At 40.7% G+C, this 24295-nt stretch carries 26 protein-coding genes; 19 read left to right on the forward strand and 7 right to left on the reverse strand.

Annotated features, from left to right (window positions below; translation table 11 throughout):
- Nucleotides 1-40 precede the first annotated feature (40 nt).
- The 8 genes from ACVHUV_RS05240 (at nucleotide 41) to ACVHUV_RS05275 (ending at nucleotide 8580) form a co-directional block, all read left to right on the forward strand.
- Nucleotides 41-1018 carry an aromatic ring-hydroxylating dioxygenase subunit alpha gene (locus ACVHUV_RS05240; protein WP_462086864.1) on the forward strand — a complete coding sequence of 326 codons (978 nt, stop codon included), beginning with the start codon at nucleotides 41-43 and terminating at the stop codon, nucleotides 1016-1018.
- A gap of 171 nt (nucleotides 1019-1189) precedes the next feature.
- A complete protein-coding gene (locus ACVHUV_RS05245) occupies nucleotides 1190-2275 on the forward strand; it encodes a PstS family phosphate ABC transporter substrate-binding protein (protein ID WP_462086328.1) in 1086 nt (361 codons plus the stop codon).
- Nucleotides 2276-2347: 72 nt separating this feature from the next.
- Nucleotides 2348-2716, forward strand: a complete 369-nt coding sequence (locus tag ACVHUV_RS05250; RefSeq protein WP_462086329.1) for a DUF5412 family protein — start codon at nucleotides 2348-2350, stop codon at nucleotides 2714-2716.
- Nucleotides 2717-2734: 18 nt separating this feature from the next.
- Nucleotides 2735-3742, forward strand: coding sequence for an NAD(P)H-dependent flavin oxidoreductase (locus ACVHUV_RS05255; protein WP_462086330.1), 1008 nt, complete (start codon nucleotides 2735-2737; stop codon nucleotides 3740-3742).
- Between the two features lie 70 nt (nucleotides 3743-3812).
- Nucleotides 3813-4349, forward strand: coding sequence for a GNAT family N-acetyltransferase (locus ACVHUV_RS05260; RefSeq protein ID WP_462086331.1), 537 nt, complete (start codon nucleotides 3813-3815; stop codon nucleotides 4347-4349).
- 166 nt (nucleotides 4350-4515) lie between these two features.
- Nucleotides 4516-6261: a LytS/YhcK type 5TM receptor domain-containing protein gene (locus tag ACVHUV_RS05265; RefSeq protein ID WP_462086332.1), complete on the forward strand. Its 1746-nt coding sequence runs from the start codon at nucleotides 4516-4518 to the stop codon at nucleotides 6259-6261.
- A complete protein-coding gene (locus ACVHUV_RS05270; protein ID WP_462086333.1) occupies nucleotides 6258-6989 on the forward strand; it encodes a LytR/AlgR family response regulator transcription factor in 732 nt (243 codons plus the stop codon). The genes ACVHUV_RS05265 and ACVHUV_RS05270 overlap by 4 nt, the downstream gene beginning before the upstream one ends.
- A gap of 133 nt (nucleotides 6990-7122) precedes the next feature.
- Nucleotides 7123-8580, forward strand: coding sequence for a carbon starvation CstA family protein (locus ACVHUV_RS05275; RefSeq protein ID WP_462086334.1), 1458 nt, complete (start codon nucleotides 7123-7125; stop codon nucleotides 8578-8580).
- Nucleotides 8581-8618: 38 nt separating this feature from the next.
- Here the strand turns inward: ACVHUV_RS05275 and ACVHUV_RS05280 are convergent, their stop codons facing one another.
- Nucleotides 8619-9365: a DUF3888 domain-containing protein gene (locus tag ACVHUV_RS05280; RefSeq protein ID WP_462086335.1), complete on the reverse strand. Its 747-nt coding sequence runs from the start codon at nucleotides 9363-9365 to the stop codon at nucleotides 8619-8621.
- A gap of 720 nt (nucleotides 9366-10085) precedes the next feature.
- Entirely contained in the window at nucleotides 10086-11264 is a 1179-nt protein-coding gene (locus ACVHUV_RS05285) for an IS256 family transposase (RefSeq protein WP_462085818.1), read from the reverse strand.
- A gap of 414 nt (nucleotides 11265-11678) precedes the next feature.
- On the opposite strand from ACVHUV_RS05285, the gene ACVHUV_RS05290 reads away from it, so the two are divergent.
- Nucleotides 11679-12560, forward strand: coding sequence for a DMT family transporter (locus ACVHUV_RS05290; protein ID WP_462086336.1), 882 nt, complete (start codon nucleotides 11679-11681; stop codon nucleotides 12558-12560).
- Between the two features lie 105 nt (nucleotides 12561-12665).
- A complete protein-coding gene (locus ACVHUV_RS05295) occupies nucleotides 12666-13409 on the forward strand; it encodes a GyrI-like domain-containing protein (RefSeq protein WP_462086337.1) in 744 nt (247 codons plus the stop codon).
- Nucleotides 13410-13794: 385 nt separating this feature from the next.
- Here ACVHUV_RS05295 and ACVHUV_RS05300 read toward each other — a convergent pair whose 3' ends face one another.
- Nucleotides 13795-14118 carry a YbjQ family protein gene (locus tag ACVHUV_RS05300; RefSeq protein ID WP_317943575.1) on the reverse strand — a complete coding sequence of 108 codons (324 nt, stop codon included), beginning with the start codon at nucleotides 14116-14118 and terminating at the stop codon, nucleotides 13795-13797.
- Nucleotides 14119-14233: 115 nt separating this feature from the next.
- Here ACVHUV_RS05300 and ACVHUV_RS05305 point away from each other — a divergent pair, with 115 nt between their 5' ends.
- The 6 genes from ACVHUV_RS05305 (at nucleotide 14234) to ACVHUV_RS05330 (ending at nucleotide 19566) form a co-directional block, all read left to right on the forward strand.
- On the forward strand, nucleotides 14234-14656 hold the full coding sequence (locus tag ACVHUV_RS05305) for a GyrI-like domain-containing protein (protein ID WP_462086338.1): 423 nt from the start codon (nucleotides 14234-14236) through the stop codon (nucleotides 14654-14656).
- Nucleotides 14657-14759: 103 nt separating this feature from the next.
- A complete protein-coding gene (locus tag ACVHUV_RS05310) occupies nucleotides 14760-15566 on the forward strand; it encodes a hypothetical protein (protein WP_462086339.1) in 807 nt (268 codons plus the stop codon).
- Nucleotides 15567-15700: 134 nt separating this feature from the next.
- Complete coding sequence (locus ACVHUV_RS05315) at nucleotides 15701-16426, forward strand: MerR family transcriptional regulator (RefSeq protein WP_462086865.1); 726 nt, start codon at nucleotides 15701-15703, stop codon at nucleotides 16424-16426.
- A gap of 353 nt (nucleotides 16427-16779) precedes the next feature.
- On the forward strand, nucleotides 16780-17376 hold the full coding sequence (locus ACVHUV_RS05320; RefSeq protein WP_317943566.1) for a hypothetical protein: 597 nt from the start codon (nucleotides 16780-16782) through the stop codon (nucleotides 17374-17376).
- Nucleotides 17377-17581: 205 nt separating this feature from the next.
- Nucleotides 17582-18778: a class I SAM-dependent rRNA methyltransferase gene (locus ACVHUV_RS05325; protein ID WP_462086340.1), complete on the forward strand. Its 1197-nt coding sequence runs from the start codon at nucleotides 17582-17584 to the stop codon at nucleotides 18776-18778.
- 176 nt (nucleotides 18779-18954) lie between these two features.
- Nucleotides 18955-19566 (forward strand): LysE/ArgO family amino acid transporter, encoded by a 612-nt coding sequence (locus ACVHUV_RS05330; protein WP_462086341.1) that lies wholly within the window; start codon nucleotides 18955-18957, stop codon nucleotides 19564-19566.
- 157 nt (nucleotides 19567-19723) lie between these two features.
- On the opposite strand, the gene ACVHUV_RS05335 is transcribed toward ACVHUV_RS05330, so the two are convergent.
- From ACVHUV_RS05335 to ACVHUV_RS05350, 4 genes are read right to left on the reverse strand one after another with little or no spacing between them, the layout of a single operon-like run.
- Complete coding sequence (locus ACVHUV_RS05335) at nucleotides 19724-20134, reverse strand: DUF3021 domain-containing protein (RefSeq protein WP_462086342.1); 411 nt, start codon at nucleotides 20132-20134, stop codon at nucleotides 19724-19726.
- Nucleotides 20131-20589 carry a LytTR family DNA-binding domain-containing protein gene (locus ACVHUV_RS05340; RefSeq protein WP_371390460.1) on the reverse strand — a complete coding sequence of 153 codons (459 nt, stop codon included), beginning with the start codon at nucleotides 20587-20589 and terminating at the stop codon, nucleotides 20131-20133. Before ACVHUV_RS05340 ends, ACVHUV_RS05335 begins: the two co-directional genes overlap by 4 nt.
- 52 nt (nucleotides 20590-20641) lie before the next feature.
- Nucleotides 20642-21385, reverse strand: coding sequence for an ABC transporter permease (locus ACVHUV_RS05345; protein ID WP_462086343.1), 744 nt, complete (start codon nucleotides 21383-21385; stop codon nucleotides 20642-20644).
- A 14-nt stretch (nucleotides 21386-21399) separates the two neighbouring features.
- Nucleotides 21400-22119 (reverse strand): ABC transporter ATP-binding protein, encoded by a 720-nt coding sequence (locus tag ACVHUV_RS05350; protein ID WP_462086344.1) that lies wholly within the window; start codon nucleotides 22117-22119, stop codon nucleotides 21400-21402.
- Between the two features lie 413 nt (nucleotides 22120-22532).
- Here ACVHUV_RS05350 and ACVHUV_RS05355 point away from each other — a divergent pair, with 413 nt between their 5' ends.
- The 3 genes from ACVHUV_RS05355 (at nucleotide 22533) to ACVHUV_RS05365 (ending at nucleotide 24260) form a co-directional block, all read left to right on the forward strand.
- Nucleotides 22533-23069, forward strand: a complete 537-nt coding sequence (locus ACVHUV_RS05355) for an AAA family ATPase (protein ID WP_371390463.1) — start codon at nucleotides 22533-22535, stop codon at nucleotides 23067-23069.
- 2 nt (nucleotides 23070-23071) lie between these two features.
- The gene (locus tag ACVHUV_RS05360) at nucleotides 23072-23617 is read left to right on the forward strand and encodes a GrpB family protein (protein ID WP_371390464.1); all 546 of its coding nucleotides are present in this window, start codon (nucleotides 23072-23074) and stop codon (nucleotides 23615-23617) included.
- A gap of 100 nt (nucleotides 23618-23717) precedes the next feature.
- Complete coding sequence (locus tag ACVHUV_RS05365; protein ID WP_462086345.1) at nucleotides 23718-24260, forward strand: GNAT family N-acetyltransferase; 543 nt, start codon at nucleotides 23718-23720, stop codon at nucleotides 24258-24260.
- The last annotated feature ends 35 nt before the right edge of the window (nucleotides 24261-24295 follow it).

Genomic DNA, 24295 nt, shown 5'->3' on the forward strand with positions numbered 1-24295 from the left:
GTAAACTAAGAACAAGGAATACACGTCAGGAGGAAATGACATCATGATAGAGGATCACGTATTGTTGGAAGACTGGCTCGTTGCTTGCCGTTCCGAAGATGTGAAAGATAAACCGATTCAAGTGAAGTTAATGGGGGAACGCCTTGCGATTTTCCGCAACAGTAAAGGTGTTCATGCTTTCAGGGACTTATGTATCCATAGAGGGGCTGCGTTGTCGTTAGGTGAAGTAAAAAACGATTGTCTTGTTTGTCCTTATCATGCATGGGAATATGACGATGAAGGCAAGTGTGTCCACATTCCACAATTGCCAGAAGGACGAGCGATTCCTAAGAAAGCAAAAGCATCATCATACAGCTGTGTGGAAAAATACGGACTGATTTGGGTGAACTTTGCTGGGAATAAACCTGCTATTTTTGATTACAAACCGATGGCTAATGCTGAATATCGTAATGTCATCTGGGGCCCACAAGAAGTGTTTGCCAAGCCACCTCGAATCATTGAAAACTTCCTAGATGTCGGTCATCTTGCAGTCGTGCATGAAGGGTACTTAGGTACAGAATCGCATCGAGAAGTAATGGACTACAAAGTAAATAAAGAAGGAAAGCGTATCTTTTCTGATGAGATTGCGATTTTCCAACCGGATCCAGATGGTTCGGGCATTCCGAAATATGTGTACTATACGTATGAAATCCACAGCCCTTTCACAGTTAGCTTTACGAAAAGGGATAAAGAAATTGATACATTAATGACGATTTTATTAACGGTTCGTCCAATAGACGACGAGCGTTCTGTCGCGTACGGAATATTATCATTCAATTATGAAACAGGCTTAACGGACGAAGCAATCATTGCATTCCAAGATGAAATCTTTGCACAAGATAAGCCAATTGTTGAAAATCAAAAGCCGGAAGAACTACCACTTGATTTGCAAGTTGAATTGTCACTTGTTTGCGATCGTATGAGTATTGCTTATAGACAATATTTAAAAGAACTTGGTGTGAAAATGGGAACGGCATAAATTAATCGTTACGGTATCGTTCAGCGACAAGCTGTTCGGTGCCGTTTTTTTATATTCATTCAAAGCGATCACACGTATTTTATATGTCCTATATTATTCTTGCTAATAAAAACAAATATTCAAAAATGTGCTATTCTAATAGAAAGAACATTACTACAGGGAGGCTAGAGATTGAAAACCTTTTGGGCAATCTTATCAGTTGCATTCATCATGGCAATCGTATTCCCACTAGTTGCTATTATTGTATTCATCACGTATCTTTCAGAAGCTCGCTATTTATTTCCTTTGGTGATCGCTGCATATATATCACTCGGTGGCTTCCTTGTCATGGCTCGTTTTGAGTTGCACCGATTCAAGAAATATTTTTTCATCGCTGCTGGCGCTGTCTTTGTTGTTGCATTGCTGTTTGCTACACCAGATATTTACGACAAAACGCGGCAAGTCATTGGCGACGGTTCGCTTGAAGTGGAGGAGTATAAGCCATTTCAAAAAAAGACAAAAGCAGTGGCACTTGATGACCCTGCAACATTAAAGATCGAGGATGATTTACCGGTCATAGATGGTGCAACTGCCCTGTACCCAATCTATTCCGCATTTGCACAGGCAGTTTATCCAGAAAAGGATTATGCAGTACATGGCAGTGAAGTGATGTCAAACAGGACGGGGCAAGCTTACACAAATCTGATCAATGGAACGGCAGATATCATTTTCGTCCTCGGTCCATCTGCGGAACAACTAAAGCAGGCTGAGAATAGTGGAAAAGAATTAACGTTGACGCCAATTGGGAAGGAAGCCTTTGTGTTCTTTGTAAATGCGAAAAACCCGGTTACATCATTAACAGTAGATGAAATCAAAGGAATCTATGCTGGAGAAATCACAAATTGGCAAGAGGTTGGTGGGGAAAATGATGAAATTCGCGCATTCCAGAGACCTGAAAACAGTGGGAGTCAAACAGCACTTCAGAATTTTATGGGCACAACGCCAATTATGGATCCTCCAACTGAGAATATTGCCTCGCTGATGGGGACGGTTATTGGGGAAGTGGCTGACTATAAAAATCACAATAATGCGATTGGCTACACGTTCAGGTATTACTCCACCCAAATGGTGAAGAACAATAACATTCGCCTGCTGCATGTTAACGGTATTGAACCGACTGTTGACACGATCCGGTCAGGTGACTATCCAATAACAAACGAGTTTTATGCGGTCACTGCAGGTAGTGAAAATCCTCACGTCAAAGCATTCTTAGAATAGGTCTTGTCTGAGCAAGGACAGGAAATTATCGAAAAAACAGGATATGTACCGATTAAGAAGTGAGGTAAAAGGGTGAAATACTGGTTTAAAGTAACAGCGATTTTAGTTGGTATTGTAGTAGTAATTGTCATTACTCTGTTTTTGATATTGAATTACTTTATTTATCAACACGAGCCAAAAGGAGAACTGTTGAACGAAACGGTTTCGCCGACTGGAGATTACACAGTGAACATGTATGTTATAAGAGGGAATGCGACAGTAGCGAATTCGCTTCGTGGAGAAGTTATTGATCATACGAATAAAGACAAGAAGAAAACGATTTATAAAGCCAATCGTGAAGAAGATGCTGATGTCGAGTGGTTAGATGACTTTATTGTATCCATCAATGGGATTCAACTAGACGTTAGAAACGACTCCTATGATTGGCGAAAGAATAAATGAACGAAGGAGGCTTATCCGATGAAATTTACAGAAAGCGTACAAATCGATCACCCCATCATCCAAGCACCGATGGCGGGTGTGACGACACCTGAATTTGTCGCGGCCAGTGCGAATGCAGGAGTTTTAGGTTCTATTGGTGCGGGTTATTTATCAGCAGAAGCTACGAGAGAGTTTATTCAACACGTTAGGAAACTGACAGATAAACCGTTCGCTGTGAATTTATTTGTACCTGAAGAAATGAATATGGATGAAAAACTTGTACGTCGAGCATATGAACAGTTGCAACCAATTGGAGAGCAGCTCGGTATGCCCTCTTGGGAGACGCCGTTTTCTGCACCGTGTTTTAACGAGCAAGTCCAAGTCGTTATTGAAGAAGGCGTTCCGGTCTGTTCGTTCACGTTTGGTCTACCGTGTGATGATAATGTCCTAAAATTGAAATCGAATCATGTGTTTCTGATTGGCACCGCTACGTCTGTCGAAGAAGCGGTTCTCGCTGAAAAGTGCGGGATGGATGCGGTTGTCGTACAGGGCAAAGAAGCCGGTGGGCATCGTGGTTCATTCATCGGGGAAGCGCTCATCCCTCTTAAAGAATTGGTCACGGATGTAGTTGAACAAGTTCAAATCCCAGTTATTGCAGCTGGCGGAATTGCCGATAAAGAGCAGATGAAAAGCATGATCGATTTAGGGGCACAAGCGGTACAAATCGGGACAGCATTACTCGCTACGAAAGAGAGCGGTGCGCATCCACTCTATAAACAGGCGGTATTACAAGCAAGTGAAGGATGTACAGAATTGACGAAAGCGTTCTCGGGGAAATCCGCAAGAGGCATTCGCAATCAATTCATGATAGAAATGAAAGAAGATAAGCCAATCGCTCCTTATCCGATTCAAAACGATTTGACGAAAAAGATTCGGAGTGAAGCAGCTGCACAAAACCGTCCGGAATTCATGTCGATGTGGGCAGGGGAACGTGTGCATGAAACGGAGGGTGGTTCAATTAGTGAAATAATAAGTAAATTTGTTTGAGACTTAAAAGATTAGAAAATTAGCTTTTAACAATCGAATTATGTGCTGAATTTGAAAGGGGTGTATCTCAATGTTTGTGTCTGAAAGAATCGGACTGCGAAAAATGCAAAATGAGGATGTGGAAATCTACCATGCTTGGCGAAACGATAGTCAAGTAATGTATTCAACAATTCCATCGTTAGACGTGTATTCACTAGAAGAAACAAAGGAATTCGTAGAAAAAATAATTTTACAAGCCAGTTCTTCAAAGAGCTATATCATTTACGATAAACAAAATTCTAAACCAATTGGTATTACATCATTGATAAATATTGATGCGAAAAATAGAAATGCAGAATGTATTATAGATATTGGAGAAAAGGATTATTGGGGACAAGGTTATGGACAAGAAGCCTTATCGTTATTACTCAATTATGCCTTTTTAGAAATGAATTTACATAGGGTTTATTTACGCGTATTTTCATTTAACGAAAAAGCAATCAGTTTATATCACAAGCTTGGCTTTATGCACGAGGGACGCAGCAGGCAAACTCTATTCCGGAACGGCCAGTGGCACGATATTGTTCATATGGGAATACTTCAGGATGAGTATATGAAAAAGAAGTAAGTCTAGAAAGTGATAGGGGATGCAGCTACATGTGTTACGTGTAGCTGTTTGTTTCGAGTGGAAGAATTTTTTATTTATTATCAGTCAATTTAAAACAATTGTACATAATCATCCTCAAATGCAGTATACTTATGTACAAACTTCGCAAGTAGCTGGGGGAATGGATATGTTGGATTTACTTGTGATCATGCTGGAACGGGTAGGGACTATTGTGGCGGTAGCGTTCATTTTGACACGCTTCCGCTTTTTTAAAAATATGGTGCACCAAGATTTGTTAGATCGGAAACAGGAAATGACCGCTATTTTGTTTTTTGGCTTCTTTGGAATTATTGGTACATATTTTGGTGTGGCATTTAATACGCAGACGTTGAATTTCAATAGCGTTGCCATCGAATTGACGACAGATGAAGCAATTGCTAACTCTCGAGTGATTGGTATTGTCGTAGCGGGTTTGCTAGGTGGTTATAGAGTAGGAATCGGGGCAGGGTTAATAGCGGGTATCCATCGGATGACGCTTGGCGGATTCACTGCGATTTCTTGTGGTGTTTCAACAATTATATCGGGTGTTTTGGCTGCTGCATTTTATAAACGAGGCAAGCATGTAAAGCCGTTAACTGCATTTGCAATCGGCGCGTTTGCAGAAACGATGCAAATGGGTCTCATCCTTCTCATTTCGCAACCTTTTGAAAAGGCATGGTCATTAGTCCAAACAATCGGATTGCCGATGATTCTTGCCAACGGAATTGGGACAGCTATTTTCATGCTCATTGTGTATAACGTTATTAGCGACCAAGAGAAAGCGACAGCCCTACAAGCACAAAAAACATTGCGAATTGCAGACCAAACACTAGGTCATTTAAGAAAAGGAATGAATACTGTGACGGCGTCTGCTGTGTGCAACATCCTGTTCCGTGAATTGCAACCAAGTGCAGTCGCCATGACAAACAAAACGGAAATTCTTGCTCATGTCGGGATTGCTGATGACCATCATCAGGCGAACAGTCCGCTCCAAACGCTCGTGACGAAAGATGTGTTGCAACATGGGGAGCTAGTCGTTGCGGGTGAACAAACGATTCATTGTGTACAAGATAATTGTCCGTTAGGGGCGGCCGTCATAGCTCCTTTGAAATTGCGAGACGAAACGATTGGTACGCTAAAGCTGTACTATCCATCCGAAAAAGCGATTACGAATGTGACAATTGAGTTGATTGCTGGTCTTAGTTCATTGTTAAGTAATCAACTTGAAATTGCAGAAGCCGATCGGGCGTACCAGTTAGCAAAAGACGCTGAAATTAAGGCGTTGCAAGCGCAGATCAGTCCGCATTTCCTGTTTAACTCAATGAATATTATTGTGTCGTTAATTCGCACGAATCCTGACGAAGCACGCAGACTATTGACCTCTCTCTCATACTTCCTGCGTCAAAACTTGGAAGGGACGACAGCGGAGAAAGTAACGTTGGAGCAAGAGCTTGCACACGTGGAAGCGTATTTAAAAATTGAAGAAGCAAGGTTCATTGATAAATTGAAAGTGTGTATTGATGTGGATCATACGATTTTGCAAGAGTTCATTCCGCCACTTACGTTACAGCCGCTTGTCGAGAATGCCGTCAAACATGGCATTAAAGAGATGGAGAAGAACAGTGTCATTCAGATTATTATCCGAGACAGTGGTGATGCGATTGATATACTCATCCAAGACAATGGTTCGGGCATTACAAAAGAGCGATTACCGCTTCTTTGTGAGAAAGTAATTGAATCAGAAACGGGGACTGGAATGGGGCTCTATAATGTGAATCGCCGCTTGACAATGACGTTTGGGCACCAGTCAGCATTGCATATTGCCAGTTGTAGGGAGCAAGGAACAGGGACGGAAATATCATTCCAAATTCCGAAAATGGGAGTGGTTGTATGAATCGGATGATAAAAGTTGTCGTAGTGGATGATGAACGCTATGCACGTGAAGAATTGACGTATTTGCTCGAACAACATACTGGAATTTATGTTGTAGGGAAGGCGGATTCAGGGGAGTCCGCCATTATGAAAGCGATCCAACTACAACCCGATGTCTTGTTTTTAGATGTGGAAATGCCGAAGTTGAATGGTATGGAAGCTGCCAAAGCGTTAATGGAGCTAAAAAAGGTTCCATTGATCGTTTTTGCGACAGCTTATCCTCAATTTGCAGCAGAAGCATTTCGTATTAATGCAGTTGATTATTTACTGAAGCCGTACGATGAAGAACAAGTAAAGCAAACGATCATTCGAATCCAAGACAAGCTTTTGCCGAAAGAGAACTTAGAAACCATTAGTCGTTTAGGAAAATTAGCGATCGAGATGGATGGAGAAATTGAGTACATACCGATTCGAGATATTTTTTATATGTATCGTGATGAAAAAGTGACGAAGGTAATTACCGCAAAGCAGGAATATGATTTACGAACTTCCTTGAAAGAGTTGGAAAGCAAGTTAACGCCTTTTTCTTTTTTTCGGATTCACAAAGGCTACATCGTCAATTTACTGCACGTGAAAAAATTGACTCCGTGGTTCAATGGGGCGTATCAGTTAGAGCTCGAAGGACGCAGTGAAAAGTTATCAGTGAGCAGAAATTATGTACGTGATCTACGTCAACAGTTGGAAGTATAAGATGCTTGCACAATAATCCGCCATTCATACGTTTTATTCTTCATTTTTGACATGTTGCGACAAAAACCTCCGTTTTTAGAACATTTCCTCTAAACTGAATGAAACCGCTATCATTCTAAAGGGGGAAGTTCTAGTGATTACGTTTTTATTTGGGGTAGTTTTACTGATTGTCGGTTATTTCACGTACGGTAAATTCATCGAAAAGATGTTTGGCGTAAAGGAAGACCGCGCAACACCTGCTTATACGAGCGGGGATGGAGTGGACTATGTGCCAATGAGCACAAAGAAAAACTCTTTAATACAATTGTTGAACATTGCAGGCGTAGGTCCTATTTTCGGGCCGATCATGGGTGCGCTTTATGGTCCAGTCGCTTTTATCTGGATTGTGGTCGGTGCTATTTTTGCAGGAGCTGTACATGACTATTTAACAGGAATGATTTCGATCCGTAACCGTGGAGCACATTTACCTGAGCTTGCGGGCAAGTTTTTAGGAAAGTTCATGAAGCATATTGTAAATGCATTTGCGGTATTGCTTCTTTTATTAGTAGGAACAGTATTCGTTTCTGCACCAGCTGGATTGTTATACAATTTGATGAACGGTTGGATGGCGATGGGCATTATCGTTGCATTGATTTTTATCTACTATATTATTGCGACATTGTTACCAATCGATAAAATCATCGGGCGTTTCTATCCAATCTTTGGTGCACTACTTATTATCAGTGCTGTTGGTGTGGGTGGAATGATGGTGATCAAAGGCGTTTCGATTCCTGAGCTATCACTAACGAATTTCCATCCTGACAATTTACCGATTTTCCCATTGTTATTCTTAACAATCTCTTGTGGTGCATTGTCTGGTTTCCATGCGACACAATCACCAATCATTTCTCGTACGACACAAAAAGAAAGTCAAGGACGTAAGATTTTCTACGGTATGATGATTGCCGAAGCAATTATCGCGATGATTTGGGCAGCAGCTGGAATGGCGTTATTCAATGGATATGGCGGCTTGAGTGAAATGCTTGCAGCTGGTGGACCAGCACTAATCGTCAGCGAAGCATCTACGATGATGTTAGGAGCTGTTGGTGGAACATTGGCAGTATTAGGGGTTATCGTTCTTCCAATCACTTCAGGTGATACAGCATTCCGAAGTGCACGTATGATCATTGCAGATTATTTGAAATTCCCACAAGCTAAAATGGCGAGCCGTTTGTGGATTGCTGTACCGTTGTTTGTCGTTTCCATCATTTTAACGCAAGTCGATTTCAATATCTTATGGCGCTACTTCTCATGGGCAAACCAATCGACTGCAGTTATTGCATTATTTGTAGGCGCAATGTATTTGTTCATTGCCAGAAAAAATTATTGGGTTGCATTGATTCCAGGCGCATTCATGCTCATGGCGACGATGACGTACATTTTAAATGCGACGATCGGATTCGGTTTACCAATGAACGTGGCGTATATTGGAGCAACTGTTATTTCCATCTTCCTTGTTGTCTTGTTCTTCTTCGCAGCAGTAAAAGCACGGGCTGCGCAAATTCCTTTGGAAGAAGACATTACAAACTGGAAAGGTGCAACGATCAACTGATGAACTCAAAAGAGGCTGGCCAATTCGGTCGCCTCTTTTTACATATACCAAAGCAAATCATATTTCATCTTTTTACCTGCTTTGCTCTCTTGCTCAACAACCTTCCACATGCCATTTTCCCTTTGCACTTGATAGTACACGTTCGACCCATCAGATTTTTTAAAGAGAATGAAACCTTCGTCGTCTTTTACAAAAGTAACCGGGTCAATGACGTTCTTAAAGGGTGGTTGAATTTCAGGACTTAAAATATTGATAACAATTTCTTCAGCGATTGCCGCAAGTGAATTATACGCATCATGCTTTTCTGCTTTATAGCGTAATTGTTTGTAATCATAGCGTTCATAAGGCAATAAGTTCAGATGAAAAGTCTTTTTGATATCAATCAAAACATCTTTGTAAAACTGCTTCATCTTTTTTTCATCGTCATCGCCTTCATGTGCAAAGCTCAGTTGTTCAACGCCTTGAGGACTTACTCGGAATTGTATAGTTTCCTTACCTATTGGCGGATTGTGTGCATTTTCAAATGTTTGAACTTGTACATCGACAATGAACGTAAATTTTCCGACCTCTTCTCGTTCAATCTTTAAAATGTCAGCATCAAAAAGACCATACGATTTGTCATAGCCATAATGTGCGACAACTGCTTGCCTAATAACAGGATCAAGTGTGGTCAGAAGTGCATCTTTGACGGATTGCTGTTCAATTGTTGTGCTGGCGTGACCGGAGTTCGAATTGAACAACGAAAAGAAAATAAGAATAGCAAAGGCGGACAGTAATTTTCTCAATGTTAAACACCTCCTCATCAGACTTTGCAGTTAGGATTACCTGTAGGTGAGAATCAATACGTAACCGAAAAAATATGGCCATGGCCAACGTTTACGTGGAACGCCGCATAAAATCCTGTAATGCCGCAAACTTTATCCAAACGCGGCATAATTCGGTCAAACACAGCAAATTTCTACAAAACACGGCATAATCCCGCAAAACGCCGCATAGCCAGTCTCATTAAAATAAAACCCTTAGTTTGTCAAATGCATTTAGCGCGACACCAACTCCACCAACAAAAAAATCCCGCGCTCACAAGTAATTAAAGGAGCGAAATTTCTCTGTAACTGCTCATGATACTCTTAAGTACCGCAAACTTCTTCGTAATGCCGCAGAAATCCACGAAACGCCGCAAACTTTTTCCGAATGCGGCATAACCTCGTCAAACGCCGCAAACTTCTTTCAAACGCAGTCAAGTCCTAAATCTTGTGTAAATTCCTTACTAATGTTTTCAACATGTCTACTAAAGAAATCTAATTGAACAAATTTGTTAATCCTGTTGAGAAGGATACTTAGCACAACTGGAACAAGGCATACGATTATCTCTCTCACAACTTTACTTGGAGAGGCGGGCATGATAGGCTTGTCGGAAAAGCCAGCATCTACATAAGCTGGCTTTCCTGGCTTAAGAGTCATGCCCGTAGAGGCTCCTAGTCAAGTTGTTAACGGCTTTTTAAGTCTTACGACTTCTTTGTGGTAAATAGTTTTCTGTTCCAGTTTTCATTTGCATCTACATAGCTAATTAATACTGCACCAATTAATCTAAAAGCTGATTGTGTATTCGGGAATATGTTGATGACTCTTTCGCGCCTACGGACTTCTAGGTTTAAGCGTTCTAAACTATTGGTGCTTCGTATGGACTTTCGATGTGAAATAGGATAGTTCATGTATTGAATTGCATCATCAAAACCTTCATCTAGGATCTTTAGTGCCTTTTGGTATTTCAAATCATTCTCATACTTCTCAAAGAATAAATCTTTTAATTTCCTTACTGTCTCTAGCTCTTCAGCCGCAAAGATACTCTTCAGTAAACTGGTTGCTTCTTGACGATCTTTCTTAGGAAGAACCTCTACAATATTGCGTTTAAAATGGACGGTGCAGCGTTGCCAAGAAGTTCCGATGAATTCTTGCCGAATCGCCTTTTTTAAACCTTCGTGTGCATCCGAAATGACCAATTTAGGTGATTGAAGTCCTCTTGAAATAAGGTGCTTGAAGAATCCAGACCAGCTAGTATAGCTTTCATTATGATCCACGCTCATACCAAGTATTTCTCTACGTCCCTCTTCATTAATTCCCATGGCAATGTAAACAGCTTTGGAGACCACTTTACTGTGTTCTCTAACTTTAATGTACATGGCATCGACGAAAAGATACGGATAATAAGCCGTGTTTAGTGGTCGATTTGCCCACTCGTTTACAATTGGATCGAGTTTAGAAGTTAACGAAGAAACAAACGATTTCGATACACTACTCCCACATAACTGTTCAACCACTTTGGTTACTTTCCGCGTAGAAACGCCGTTAACTACCATCTCAAGCATAGAGAGGATAAGTGCTTGTTCACATCTTGCATAACGTTCAAACACAGATGGAGCAAAATCACCTTGTCGAGTACGAGGTACCTTCAACTTGATCTTGCCTAGACTAACAGTGTAGTCGCGTTCGTAATAGCCGTTACGGTAATCCCTACGGCTGTCAGTCCGCTCATAAGCAGATGCCTGTAAATGTTCGTCACGCTCTTTCTCCATGAATTCATTCAGTACAAGCACAATTGTAGATTTTACAACCGCATCAATATTCGAATTCATCACAGAGTCTTTCAAAATATCCATATTTAAGTTAAAATTAAGTTGAGCCATTTTCTATTCCTCCTAAATGTTTATCGTGGTTGAAAACATTTTAACATAAGGAATAGAAATGGCTTTTCCTTTTTACACAATTATATGGACATGGCCTCAAACGCGGCATAATCCCACAAAACACAGCAAACTTTTACAAAACGCGGCATAATCGCCTTAAACGACGCATTCTATTCAAACGACACCATAATTGGCCAATTACATGCATCGCGACAATGAAAACCGAAATCAAAATAAGCTCTCTGCGAAAAGTTCCAACAGGTGTGTTCAATGAGCGTCTCTACCGTGTTTTTGAACAGTTGATTGCATAATTATACATTCCTGCCTTACATTCTCTATTTAAAAATACTCGACCGATTTGGTAAAGTTTACGCTATAATTGTCTAAAGTCATCAAGTGCATACGGAGGGACATATGAAAAAATATATAGGTGAAATTGGTTTGATCATTACGGCCATCATTTGGGGAAGCGGATTTGTCGGTAGTGCGATGGCGTTGGAAACGTACACACCGTATCAAATTTTAGCAGGGAGATTTTTAATTGGTGCGCTTTTATTATGTGCGGTTTTCTATAAAAAATTGAAGTTCATAACAAAAAGTGTGTTACTGAAAGGGACAATCTTAGGTGTGTTTTTATACATAGCATTTGCATTGCAAACGGTCGGATTACAATTTACAACGCCTTCAAAGAATGCCTTTTTGACAGCTGTCAACGTGGTTATTGTACCGTTTATCGGCTTGGCGTTATATAAACGAAAACTTGACATATTTGAAGTGATGGGCGCATTTTTAGCGATGTTTGGTGTCGCAATCTTGTCATTACAATGGTCAGCTGGGGTAAATGTTGGTGATTTTTTATCGTTCTGTTGTGCCATTGCATTTGCGTTTCATATTTTTTACACGTCTCAATTTGTTAAGAATGAAGATCCGATTGTGTTGACGATTGTTCAGATGGCAGCTGCAACAGTTATCGGTTTTGTTGTAGTTCTGCTTAAAGGGGAAATGGCATTCAGTATGGAACCCGGTGGATTGTCGTCTTTATTGTACTTAGGGATTTTCTCAACGACCATTGCATTTTTATTGCAAACTGTGGCTCAAAAATTTATTACCGAAACGAAAGCGGCCATTATTCTATCGACAGAGTCATTGTGGGGAATGGTGTTTTCCGTCATTTTATTAAGTGAAGTGCTTACAATTAAAATGGGCATCGGTGCTGTTTTAATACTTGGAGCTATTATTTTATCGGAAACGAAATTGAGTTTTATGGCAAAAAAACGGTCGAAGCGAGTGACGTGACAAGGGAGTGGATTTGTATGCATGTTCATCCTAAAAAAACTTCTATTATCTAGTTGACTCGTACCTAACGGGCACGTTTACAGTGAGAGTAGAAGGAGGAAACATATGCTATCAATCGGAAAAACGGCACGTCTTGTCGGGATGACTGTTAAAGCGATTAAACATTATGAGGACATTGGTCTGGTCTGTCCATCATATGTGAATCCTGAATCAGGTTATCGTTATTATGCTCAAAAGGAGCAACAGCAACTTCTGCGAATTAAGACATTAAGGCAATTTGGAGTATCTCTTTCAGCCATCTTGCAAGCAGGAGATGAACAGATGGAGACATTATTGCGCAAACGCATTGAAGAAATCGACGGGGAAATGAAGGAATTGCATGGGGCTAAGCTTGCAATTCAACAATTACTTGAACAGGGGGAAAAACAAATGCAAACGAGAATTGTAGAGAGCGAAGGGTTTGTTGTACGTGGGTACGAAATGAAAGGGCCAGTAGCGGATATTCCTGCTAAGTGGGCAATCTTAAACGGTGATATTCACGAAAAAGGGCTTGTCGTGGAAGAATCGTTTGGTGTTTGCTTAAAGATGGAAGGGGATGTGATTCAGTATATCGTTGGATTAAAGTCAGAGTTGGCGGAGCAATTGCCTGGAAAAGATGAAGTAATCATTCCGCCCGGAAGATTCATTGTTGCAACAGTTGAAGGTGGCATCCCTGGCATTCCGGCAGCCTATGACTACATCATTCAAATGGAGGGCATTCAATTGAGGGAGTGCTATGACTTTGAACGTTATGTCCATCCCGAAGGTTCGACAGAAGACATCATTGAGATTTGGATGCCGATCGTGTAACGTGCTTGCGTTTTTTTTTAGAAGCTTCATATCGGCCAATACTTATGAATACGATTCCTTGTATGAATGAGACAACCGCGATAACAATGGAACCACTTTGGGCTTCCCAAAAAGTCCGTTCTAAAAGACGGGACCCTAAAACACCTACTTTTGGTCTGTGGTACATGTCATAATACATGGCCCATGCTGCGATGAAACACACAATGCTAAGAACGACTAGCGTCCAGCAAGCCAGAAACGTCGCAGTACAGGATCACTTAAATAGGTGATAACGAGCATTAGCAGTAACGGTAATAGTAGAGCAGCCATAACAATATAAATCATAAGATTCTCCTTCAATGGATAAGCGGATCAAGAAATTGAGGTGATCCGCTTATTTGTTTTTTTATACTTCTTCCTCGTAAGTAATTGCTGTACCGGTCGCAATACACATCATCATGCCCTCACGAACGGTTTCAAAATCAAGATCGACGCCGATTACTCCATTCGCACCTAAACTTCTAGCCCGTTCTGTCATTTCATTCAGCGCTATTTGCCGGCCTTCAGCCAATTTATCCTCATACGCAGCACTTCTTCCACCGACAATATCGGTCACCGATGCAAATAGATCACGAACGATATTAGCGCCCATAATCGCTTCTCCACTCACTATACCGTGATAAGCCAAAATCTTTTTCCCTTGTAACGTGTTTGTTGTTGTTTGTAACATTGCCATTCCTCCTTTTACTTTTATACGATAGGAACTACTTTTAGTTTCATTATTTAGAAAAATATTGACAAGTAGTAGTTTGATTGGATTATAGTTAATGAAAGGAGTGATGTAGATGAATACACGTATTGAAAAAGTGGAGAGTTTTATTGTGAAAGGGTTTGAAATGAAAGGTGATGTCTCACAAATTCCTGCTCTTTGGGACAAGCTGAATGGAGCGCTTTGTGAAAGTGGAGCCTCCAAGTCGGAAGAATCGTACGGGATTACGTTAGCAATGGAGAATGGGAACTTTCATTATATAGCGGGTGTACGGAAAGAATTTGCAGAAGGAATGGTAGATTCGAAAGAAGTGGTCGTTCCAAGTGGTAATTTTATTGTTGCAAAAGTTGACGGGGGATTGGATCAAATTCCTGCAGTATTTGGTGCGCTGATGCAAATGCCAGGTATTAATCTTCGACACAGCTATGGATTCGAGAAGTATCGTCATCCAGAGGGGGCAGAAGGGTACGAGACAGAAGTTTGGGTCGCGATTGAGTGAAACTTTTTTTTCTTAGCGGAAATTAAAAATTGTTGGTTATAGTAGTTTTTTGCGTTGGCTACTACTCTCCCGGATCTAGGAAACTGAAAGGGGGGACGTTGGAATGAAGAACATTTATCGGAAGTTATACATTTTTAGTTTTAGCGGTGGTTGTGTACTTGCGGTTTTATCCGTTGTCTACTATTTTATTTGGCATGATCAATTTGGGGTGAATGGAGCTCTGTTAGTCGAATTAGGAATTGCGGCTATCGCTGCAATTGGTTCAGGATTTTATTTTCGGCATGCTTTTCACAAGCTAAAAACTGCTGATGAAACTTCAACAGACGTATTCCATTTTGAGGAAGTGACAGAGCTGACGCTGAAAAGAGTACCAGCTCTCATACCTAAAATTGTCCATGTCGATTCTTCTGGACAACCTCAATTCATGATTGTACCGAATAGAAATTGGGCTCGTCCTTTTATGGTGTTTAAGTTGTTTGAAAAAGGACTTATTTTCCCTGTCACCTATACGATTTGTGACATGAATGGGTCTCCAATTGCGACGTTTCGCATAAAAAATACTGTGAAGCAAGTAACGTTATCACTTTGGAGTTCAGAAGGCTTGTTGATTGGGACTTACATACAACAATTAGCGAAATCCGTTCTCGTTAATCGGGGAATGCTTTACGGCTCAAATGGTTCAATTTGGCGTCAACTTGAAGCAAAGAATATGACTGGTGATATTGATGTGACGGATGAGCAGGGGCGTATGACTGCTACCTATCGATACGGACGATTTCCGTATGCAACACATCCTGCTTTCGTCAGTACGGCGCATCACGATTATGTCCGATTTGGTTCACATATTTCTACAGATGAAAAACTTGCATACACTATGATTTTTTTCTTTTGGCTTGGTTTGGAAAATTGACAATTAAAACGTATGTATAAAACGAATCGTAGAGGTGAAAGCATTACAAACAGTAGTGCTTTTTCTTTTAAATATACCCTTGACTCTCACGTTACGTCATACTTTAAAGTACATAGTGAAGGGAGGCTGAAATGATGAAAGTAAAGGAAGTAGCAGCATTATCGGGTGTGAGTGTGCGGACGCTTCACCATTATGATGACATTGGTTTACTCGTACCGGATACTGTAACGGAGGCGGGTTACAGGGTTTATTCAGATGAAAATGTAGCAACGCTCCAACAAATTTTGTTCTTTCGTGAACTCGGCTTTCCTTTAAAGAAAATTAGTGAATTGTTGAGCAGTCCTTCATTCAACCGGAAAGAGGCGTTTGAGTTGCAACGAGAAATGCTGATTGCTAAACGAACGCAACTGGATAGGATGATTGAAACACTCGACAAAACAGTCCAATCAGAGAGAGGAGAAATTACAATGACGAATGAAGAAAAGTTCAAAGGGTTCGATTTTGGTGCAAATCCATTCGAACAGGAAGCTAGGGATCGATGGGGGAATGCGGTTGTCGATCGAACGAATGAGAAATTTAGTACGTTTGGGAAGGATGCACAAGAGGAGATGAACGAGATCTATTTCAAACTGGCTGCGCTTAGAGATAAAGATCCAGCTAGTGAAGAAGCGCAAAAGGCGATTGGTGAATGGTATACGTTCTTAAATAAAATTGGCGATTATTCATTAGAGGCATTCGCCGGATTAGGGGAAATGTATGTCGCAGATGAGCGCTTTATGACGAATATTGATAAGTTTGGAGAAGGCTTGGCGGTATTCATGCGGGATGCAATGAAGGTGTACGCAGAAAAAGGTGAATGATGCTCTGTAGAAAATGTAAATAATTGAAGGTGGGTCGGTGCAGAAGAAAGGATTCCTGTCACCGGCTTTTTCACGCATTCTTCGAGTAGATGATCGTAAACTTCTGTTGCATGAGTTTCTGTTAACTCGCTTATAGTTACACGATACTATCGGTTTGTAGATTATGAAATTTTCATTCGAATGAAACTTCATATGACGTTGACACGTATAATAGATATATAGAAAAGCTCGAACTGTCTACAACGAATAGCGCAGCTACAACTTAAGGCTTAGTCATTTTCAATCTGCAGACGGTTTAGCGCGCGATGTAAATCGTACATACTTGTAGAGAGAAGAGTTAGGGGTTGGGAATTATGGGGAAAACAATTTATATTGTTCTTACTGATACGGGGACATTGCTATCGAAAGCAATCGGTATGTATACACAGAGAGATTTAAATCATGCATCGATTGCATTTGATGAGCAATTGACGGAGATCTATAGCTTTGGACGGAAACAGCAGTATAATCCATTTCTAGGAGGTTTCGTCCGCGAAAATGTGGCGGAAGGGATTTTTCAAGATGCTGCTTGCGCTATTTATCGATGTGAAGTGTCCGCGGAAGCATATATGCGAATCCGACAGAAAATCGTTCAGTTTGAGAGAAATCAAAACGACTACAAATACAACTTCATCGGTTTGTTCGGCGTAGCGCTGAATAAGGAAATTCGACGGAAACGGGCTTTTTTCTGTTCTCAATTCGTGGCGACCGTTATGCAGGAAAGCGAAGCGCATCGGATGATGACGAATCCTTGTTTAACAATGCCGCATCATTTGGCATTTTTGCCACATATGCAACTTGTCTATGAAGGGGACTTGCACGGTTATTTGCAAACTGTAAGAGGTCAGCAAATGCAACGGCCGATTCGGATGGGCTTGTTGAAAAGTTTAGCATTTCGTTTGTTAGCATAAATAGGTGAGGAAGGGAGCTTCTCATTTGTTGGGGGAGCTTTTTTATTATGAACGGATAAGAGGGCTGTGTTTGGAACACTTAGTCCAAGTCGACAGATGAATTGAAGTTCGGGAGAGTAGAATTTTTACCTGCTGAAGCGGTTGTTCTTCGCTTTTGTACAATTCCGTGCGATAATGAACAAAATGAAGGAAAAAGGATGACACGATGACAAAAACAATTGATGTGCAAGTGAACGCACAAAGTATAGCAGCCTTTAAAAAGGGCTATCCCTTAATATTAAAAGATGCAGTGATGAACCCTGAGGTATTGCATGATGAAGGGACAATCATTCGTTTAGTTGATAAATACCGTAAATTTGTTGCGAAAGGCTATTATGGCAATCAAAATAAAGGAATTGGCTGGGTGCTCACAAGAGATGATCAGGAGGAAATCGATTTTGCTTTCTTTGAAGGGAAAATTGCTGCTGCTTTATCTAGACGTGAGTCGTTCTTTGAGGATGAAGAAACGACCGCTTTCCGTCTGTTCAATGGTGAAGGTGACGGAATCGGTGGATTGACAATTGACTTTTTTGACGGGTATGTGATGGTTAGTTGGTACAGCGAAGGCATTTATTCAATGAAACATCATGTATATGGTGTGTTGGATAAGCTTATGGATTATAAAGCCATTTATGAGAAGAAGCGTTTTGACACGAAAGGACAGTATATTGAGCAGGATGATTTCGTTAAAGGCGAGCCAGGAGATTTCCCGATAATCGTGAAAGAGAACGGTATGAATTTTGCCGTCGATTTGAATGACGGTGCGATGACAGGAATTTTCCTCGATCAACGTGATGTGCGTAAAGCGTTGAGGGACAAGTATTCGGAAGGTAAACACGTATTAAACACATTTTCGTATACCGGTGCCTTTTCTGTAGCAGCCGCTCTCGGCGGTGCGCGTGAGACGACAAGTGTCGATTTAGCGAAACGGAGTTTGCCGAAGACTATAGAGCAGTTCAGTGTGAATGGAATTGACTATGAAGCACAAACCATTAAAGTGATGGACGTGTTTGAATACTTCAAGTACGCAAAACGCCATGCGTTAAAATTTGACGTTGTCGTACTAGATCCGCCAAGTTTTGCGCGCTCAAAAAAATATACATTCAGTACAGCGAAGGATTATCCAGCGTTAATCGCTGACGCAATTGCGATTACAGAGAAAAATGGCATCATCATTGCATCCACGAATAATGCAAGCTTCAGCATGAAGAAATTCAAGACATTCATTGCCAAAGGATTCGAAGACGCAGGTGCACGCTATAAAATTCTTGAAGAATCATCGCTACCAAAGGATTTCCGTACAAATCGCGACTTCCCTGAATTCAACTACTTAAAAGTCGTCATCTTACAGAAATTGAAATAAAAACAAAAGCCACCTCCAACGGACACTATCCGAGGAGGTGGCTTTTTTTGTATTTGTTTGGGTGCTAATTGTTTTGGGGACAGGCACCCGCTTGATTCTGAATAGTTCATATAATTATAAATGTACTATTGCAATTTTAAGTGTTTGGACGTTTAATGGATTGAGGAGGTGGGGAAATGATTCAAGCTATTATTCATGGTGTTATTCTTGCATTCGGCTTAATATTGCCGTTAGGTGCACAAAATGTGTTTGTTTTCAATCAAGGCGCACTACAACCCAAGTTAACGAGAGCTTTGCCAGTCGTCATAACGGCTGGAATATGTGACACAATCCTCATAGTCGCAGCAGTTTCAGGGGTTTCTTTACTCATTTTAACGTTTGAGTGGCTTGAGACGATTATTATTGGGATCGGAATTTTGTTTTTGTTATACATAGGCATTTCACTCTGGAGAACCAACTCCTCGCCTGCAAAGCAAGAAGGCGAACGATTTTCTCCAAGACGACAAATTATTTTTGCAGCATCCGTTTCGCTACTCAATCCACATGCTATCCTCGATACAATAGGTGTCATTGGATCAAACGCTTTAAGCTACACAGGCGATGAAAGAATGGCATTTACGGTTGCGACAATACTCGTCGCATGGTGCTGGTTTTTCGGTCTTGCGCTAACAGGGCGTCTTATTGGTAGGTTGGATACGAGTGGTACGTTTATCAACCTATTAAATAAAATCTCGGCCGTCGTTGTTTTTGGCGTCGCTTGCTACATGGTATTCCGTTTGCTTGAATAACAATCATAAGGTGTAAGTGAAGCATGCCCAATCAAAAAAGCCACCCCGCGGAAACTTCCGTGGAGGTGGCTATTTAGCGGTGCCAGTCCCCAAAACAATTTAGAATTTTTCGGGGGACAGGCACCTGCACAATTATGAATAATAAAAATAATGTTAATCACAATTCACGTAGTTCTTTGTTCAATTTTGCAGCTTGTTTTTTGAAGTACAGGTAGAAGGCGGTCCAGATGATTGCGTAGATGACGATGAAGAGACCGAGTATGGCGAGAAAGCCGATTGTTGTGAATGGCACCCATCCTAGTACGAATGCGACGATGAAATAGAGGATGGATACACATAGAAAATGCAACACAGTTTGAACAGGCAACGATAGCCTTTCATTCTCAAAAAGCAACGGAGTTACGGTGAAGAACCAACCACAAAAAACTTGCCCAATTGCATTTTTCACAAGAATGGACGCGTCGAGTGTGTCATGATCCCCGACAAATATGACAATAAATAAGACAACGAGTGTAAGGAATGAGCCAAAAAAGATACCCAATATGCTTCGTAGTAAAAATGTCTTCATCCATTTTTCCTCCTGTTCAGTTTCAGCGCTTCCTTGATGCCATGGACATACGTGCGGGAAACATATTCTTTTGCACCCGATTTGAAATGTACACATAGCGTTCCGTTAAAAGAGGCTTCAAATCTATTTAATTCGTGAAGATTAGCAATGACTGACTTGGATAAGCGAATGAACTTTGATGAAGAAAGCATTTCCTCTAGCTCATACAATTTTTCTCTTAACATATACGACCCTTCTGAAGTGACCGCAACCACCCCTTCGTTTTCCGTATGAAAATAATGCACGGCGTCTGGCCGAATAATATGTTGCATCTCTCCGTCCTTGCCGACGAGAAACTCTGTCTTCTTCCCTTTTAGAAAATCGAGGATTTCTTTAATCGATTCATCTACTTCATTGCAGTGGATCGTCACTTTTGTTTCCTCATAATCACTATCAATGTCCAACGTTACTTTCATTCCCCCAAACCTCCCCTTAAACCTTACTTCTCATATCGTACCATCGAAAACCTCAAACTCTCACTTTTTTTGCAAAACGAATGATGAGAAGCGCTACGAGGACCCAACTTAAAATGTAGCCAATTGACATGAATGTACCGCTTTCAAAGACAAACTGGCCATTCCACACAGCGATGAACAGCTGATTCATATGATAGAGCGGATTGAAGTCTGCAATGACTTGCACGAAAGTCGGCATTCGTTCAATCGGCATTGTGAATCCTCCTGAAATCATACCGACTTGAAAGAGGACAATTGAAAAGACAAGTGCGCCGTTGATACTCTTGAAAAAAGAATAAATTGCAGATGAGATGATGAGTAATGACGCGTTTAATAAAATGAAAAATCCATACGACACGAGAAAGCTTATAGGTTGGAAGGAAAGATCGTATAGGATCATACCTAGGGAAAATACAAGGAAATATCCGAAACTCGTTACAATAATTGATTTTAAAATATCGGATAGCAATAAGACTTTTTTTGGCACAGGTGCCAAGCTGACCCGTTTTTCAACTCCTGTCGACCGATTCAGCACTTTGTTGAATCCAAAAGCGAAAAAGACGACGCCGAATGTGATAAGCAAGATGAAGGAAGGTGTATATGTCTCTGCATAATTCAATCCCCCGGCATACATGAACTCGCCATATAGCTCGCCCATGAAAAGATACGTAACAGGTGGAACGACCACCGTGAACACAAGATAGAATAGCTCCCTTGAAAACATTAAAAGATCATATTTCAACTGATTCGCTAACATATTTAGTCCCCCTCTTAACCTGATACTTTCGAAAGATAAAAATCGTTAATGGATGAATACCCGTCATCCAAAATCTGTTTTGTCGTCGAAAACACTTCACTAACACCGTTATTAATGAGCAACACTTTATCGCAATACAACTCCACTTCATCCATGTTGTGCGTCGTCAAAATGACAGTACCTCCAGTCCGTTTGTTGTAGTCGGTAATGTACATCCACAACATATTTCGCATATGCGGATCAAGTCCAGTCGTCGGTTCATCCAAAATGAGAATTTTCGGTTCCGATAAAAACGCAATGGCCAAACTGACGATTTGTTTCCAGCCACCTGATAACTTATCGAAATACTTTTTTCTGTAAGGTTGGAGTTTAAAGTCGGTGATGATTTTTTCAATGTTTACTGGCGACTGGTAATAGGCTTTAAACAACTTCAACAACTCCACAACCTTTAACGACTTATAAAATTGTGTTGGCTGCAAGACGACTGCAATTTGCATACGCATCTCAACAAGTTGCTGTGCCGATAAGGTGCGTACTTCTTGATTTAACACCGAAACGATTCCTTCGTCATAGGGTCTTAACGTCATTACGATTTCTAAAAAAGTCGATTTGCCAGCACCGTTTTTACCGATGACTCCGATAATTTCCCCTGCTTGAGCTGTAAAATCAATCCTCTGCAATACTTGGTTTGCACCGTAAGTCTTTTTCAGTTGCTTCACCTGAACAATATTCATTGCCATCCCTCCGTTGTTATTCTTTGTACTTCTACTATAGAAAACAATACCGAGTACGTCTTCGGATTTTCGGTAACTCGACAATTACGGTCGGTCACTTGCAGAAAAATAGAGATAAGTTGCAACAGATGAAAAAGGATAAATAACGTTGTGTGTAGAATAACAAGTATAGAAGGGGGGCAAAATGCTTCATTGGAACAGGTCAGATAAAGATTTCTTGTGTTTTGTGACTCTCCGCGTCTGTAAGTTTTGGTTCTTTGATAGGTATGTGTATATAACTTGGGGTTAGTGTATTGCAGAAAGTGTAGCTACACATGAAATCACTCGCTATATAGAATCCATATTTTAGTATATACAATATTGTTTTTGGTAATAAACGATGTATGATTCATTGTTAATGAGGGGGAAATGGAATGATTGTGATGATCAATGGCGCATTCGGTGTGGGGAAGACGACGGTTGCCAACGAACTGTTACGTAAAATGGACGGGGCCATGCTTTTTGATCCAGAAGTGGTTGGTTATATGTTGCGACACATCATACCGGAAAATATCAAACATGCGCATGAACAAACAGGGGATTTTCAAGATTTGGATATGTGGAAACCGTTAACGGTTGAAGTGGCAAAACAACTTCGTGCAACGTATGGAAGAGATTTAATAGTGCCGATGTCGATTTACAACAAGCGCTATTTTAACAGGATTTATGATGGCTTTTTAGAGATTGACCCGGAAACAGTCCACTTCTGTTTAACTGCTGAAAAAGAAACCATTCATGCACGTCTTCACGCGCGTGGTGAAGAGGCTGGCAATTGGTGCTTTAATCAAACGGACAAATGCATACAAGGATTTAAAGATTTTGATGACCATCATTTTATTCAAACGGATGATGTGCCAATAGAAGAAATTGTGGAGTTCATCTGCAATGAAATAAGACAGGAAGTGAAGTAAAGATGTTAGGTTTGAATAAGGACGTAGTGCAATTATCATCCTACAATCCACAGTGGAGAAATCTTTTTGAAGAAGAGAAAAAGATTTTAGTTGAACTGATTGGTGAGCACATTATCGATATCCAACATATTGGCAGTACTGCAATTGCAGGGATTGCAGCGAAACCGATGCTAGATGTATTAATTGGCGTTAAAACGTTAGAAGACGTAAAACAATTCGATAAGGTTCGATTAAAAGAGGCGGCTATCTATCCATTAGGTCGAGTAGCGATTGAAGGGAAAGTTGTCTATGCGAAGTTTTCGGACTTAGAAGCGCTCACGAAAACACATGTGTATCACATTGTGGAATATGGAGGAGATTGGTGGCAGCAACATACGCTGTTCAGGGACTATTTAAACAACCATCTTCATGTGGCTGCTGACTATGAAAAACTAAAATTGGAGCTTGCTAAGAAATTTCCAACGTGTGAAAAAAGTTATGCCGATGCGAAAAAAGCGTTTGTAGATAAAGTCTTTCAATTAGCTATGAAAGAATTATCTGTTAAATAGAACGTGCGTGTGGTAATCTATTACTAGAAGAGTTGTATCCACATGCATGATTGCTATATTTCACTAAGCTGTCAATAAAAGTTTATTCGGAGGATACAAGATGTTTATAAAAAGGAATGAACTAGTCATTCGACAGCTTTTGGTAGAGGATCGTTTTCACCTTGCAAAATGGTTGTCTGACCCAAAAGTGCTTCAGTATTATGAGGGTAGAGATCGCCCATTAGATATGGAGCAAGTCATAGAAGATTTCTTTGGAGATCCAGGTGAAGAAATACGTTGTTTAATAGAATATAAGCAGGAACCGATCGGTTATGTGCAGTCTTATCCAATAAGTGAAGAGGAAAGAAGACTATATGGCTATGACGATACAATGGAAATTATATACGGAATGGATCAGTTCATCGGCGAGCCGCCTTTTTGGAATAAAGGAATAGGCACGCAACTAGTCGAGACCATGATGGATTATTTATTGAACGTCAAATGTGTGGATCGCATTGTTATGGATCCACAGGCGTGGAATGAGCGGGCAATCCGCTGTTATGAAAAGTGTGGATTTACAAAGATCAAGCTGCTTCCGCACCACGAGTGGCATGAAGGTGCATATAGGGATTGTTGGTTAATTGAATTTGATAGGGGGAGATGAAGGGCGAGCAATTTTTAACACTTGGGGCTCCAAGT

The sequence above is a fragment of the Sporosarcina saromensis genome (genome assembly GCF_054901285.1).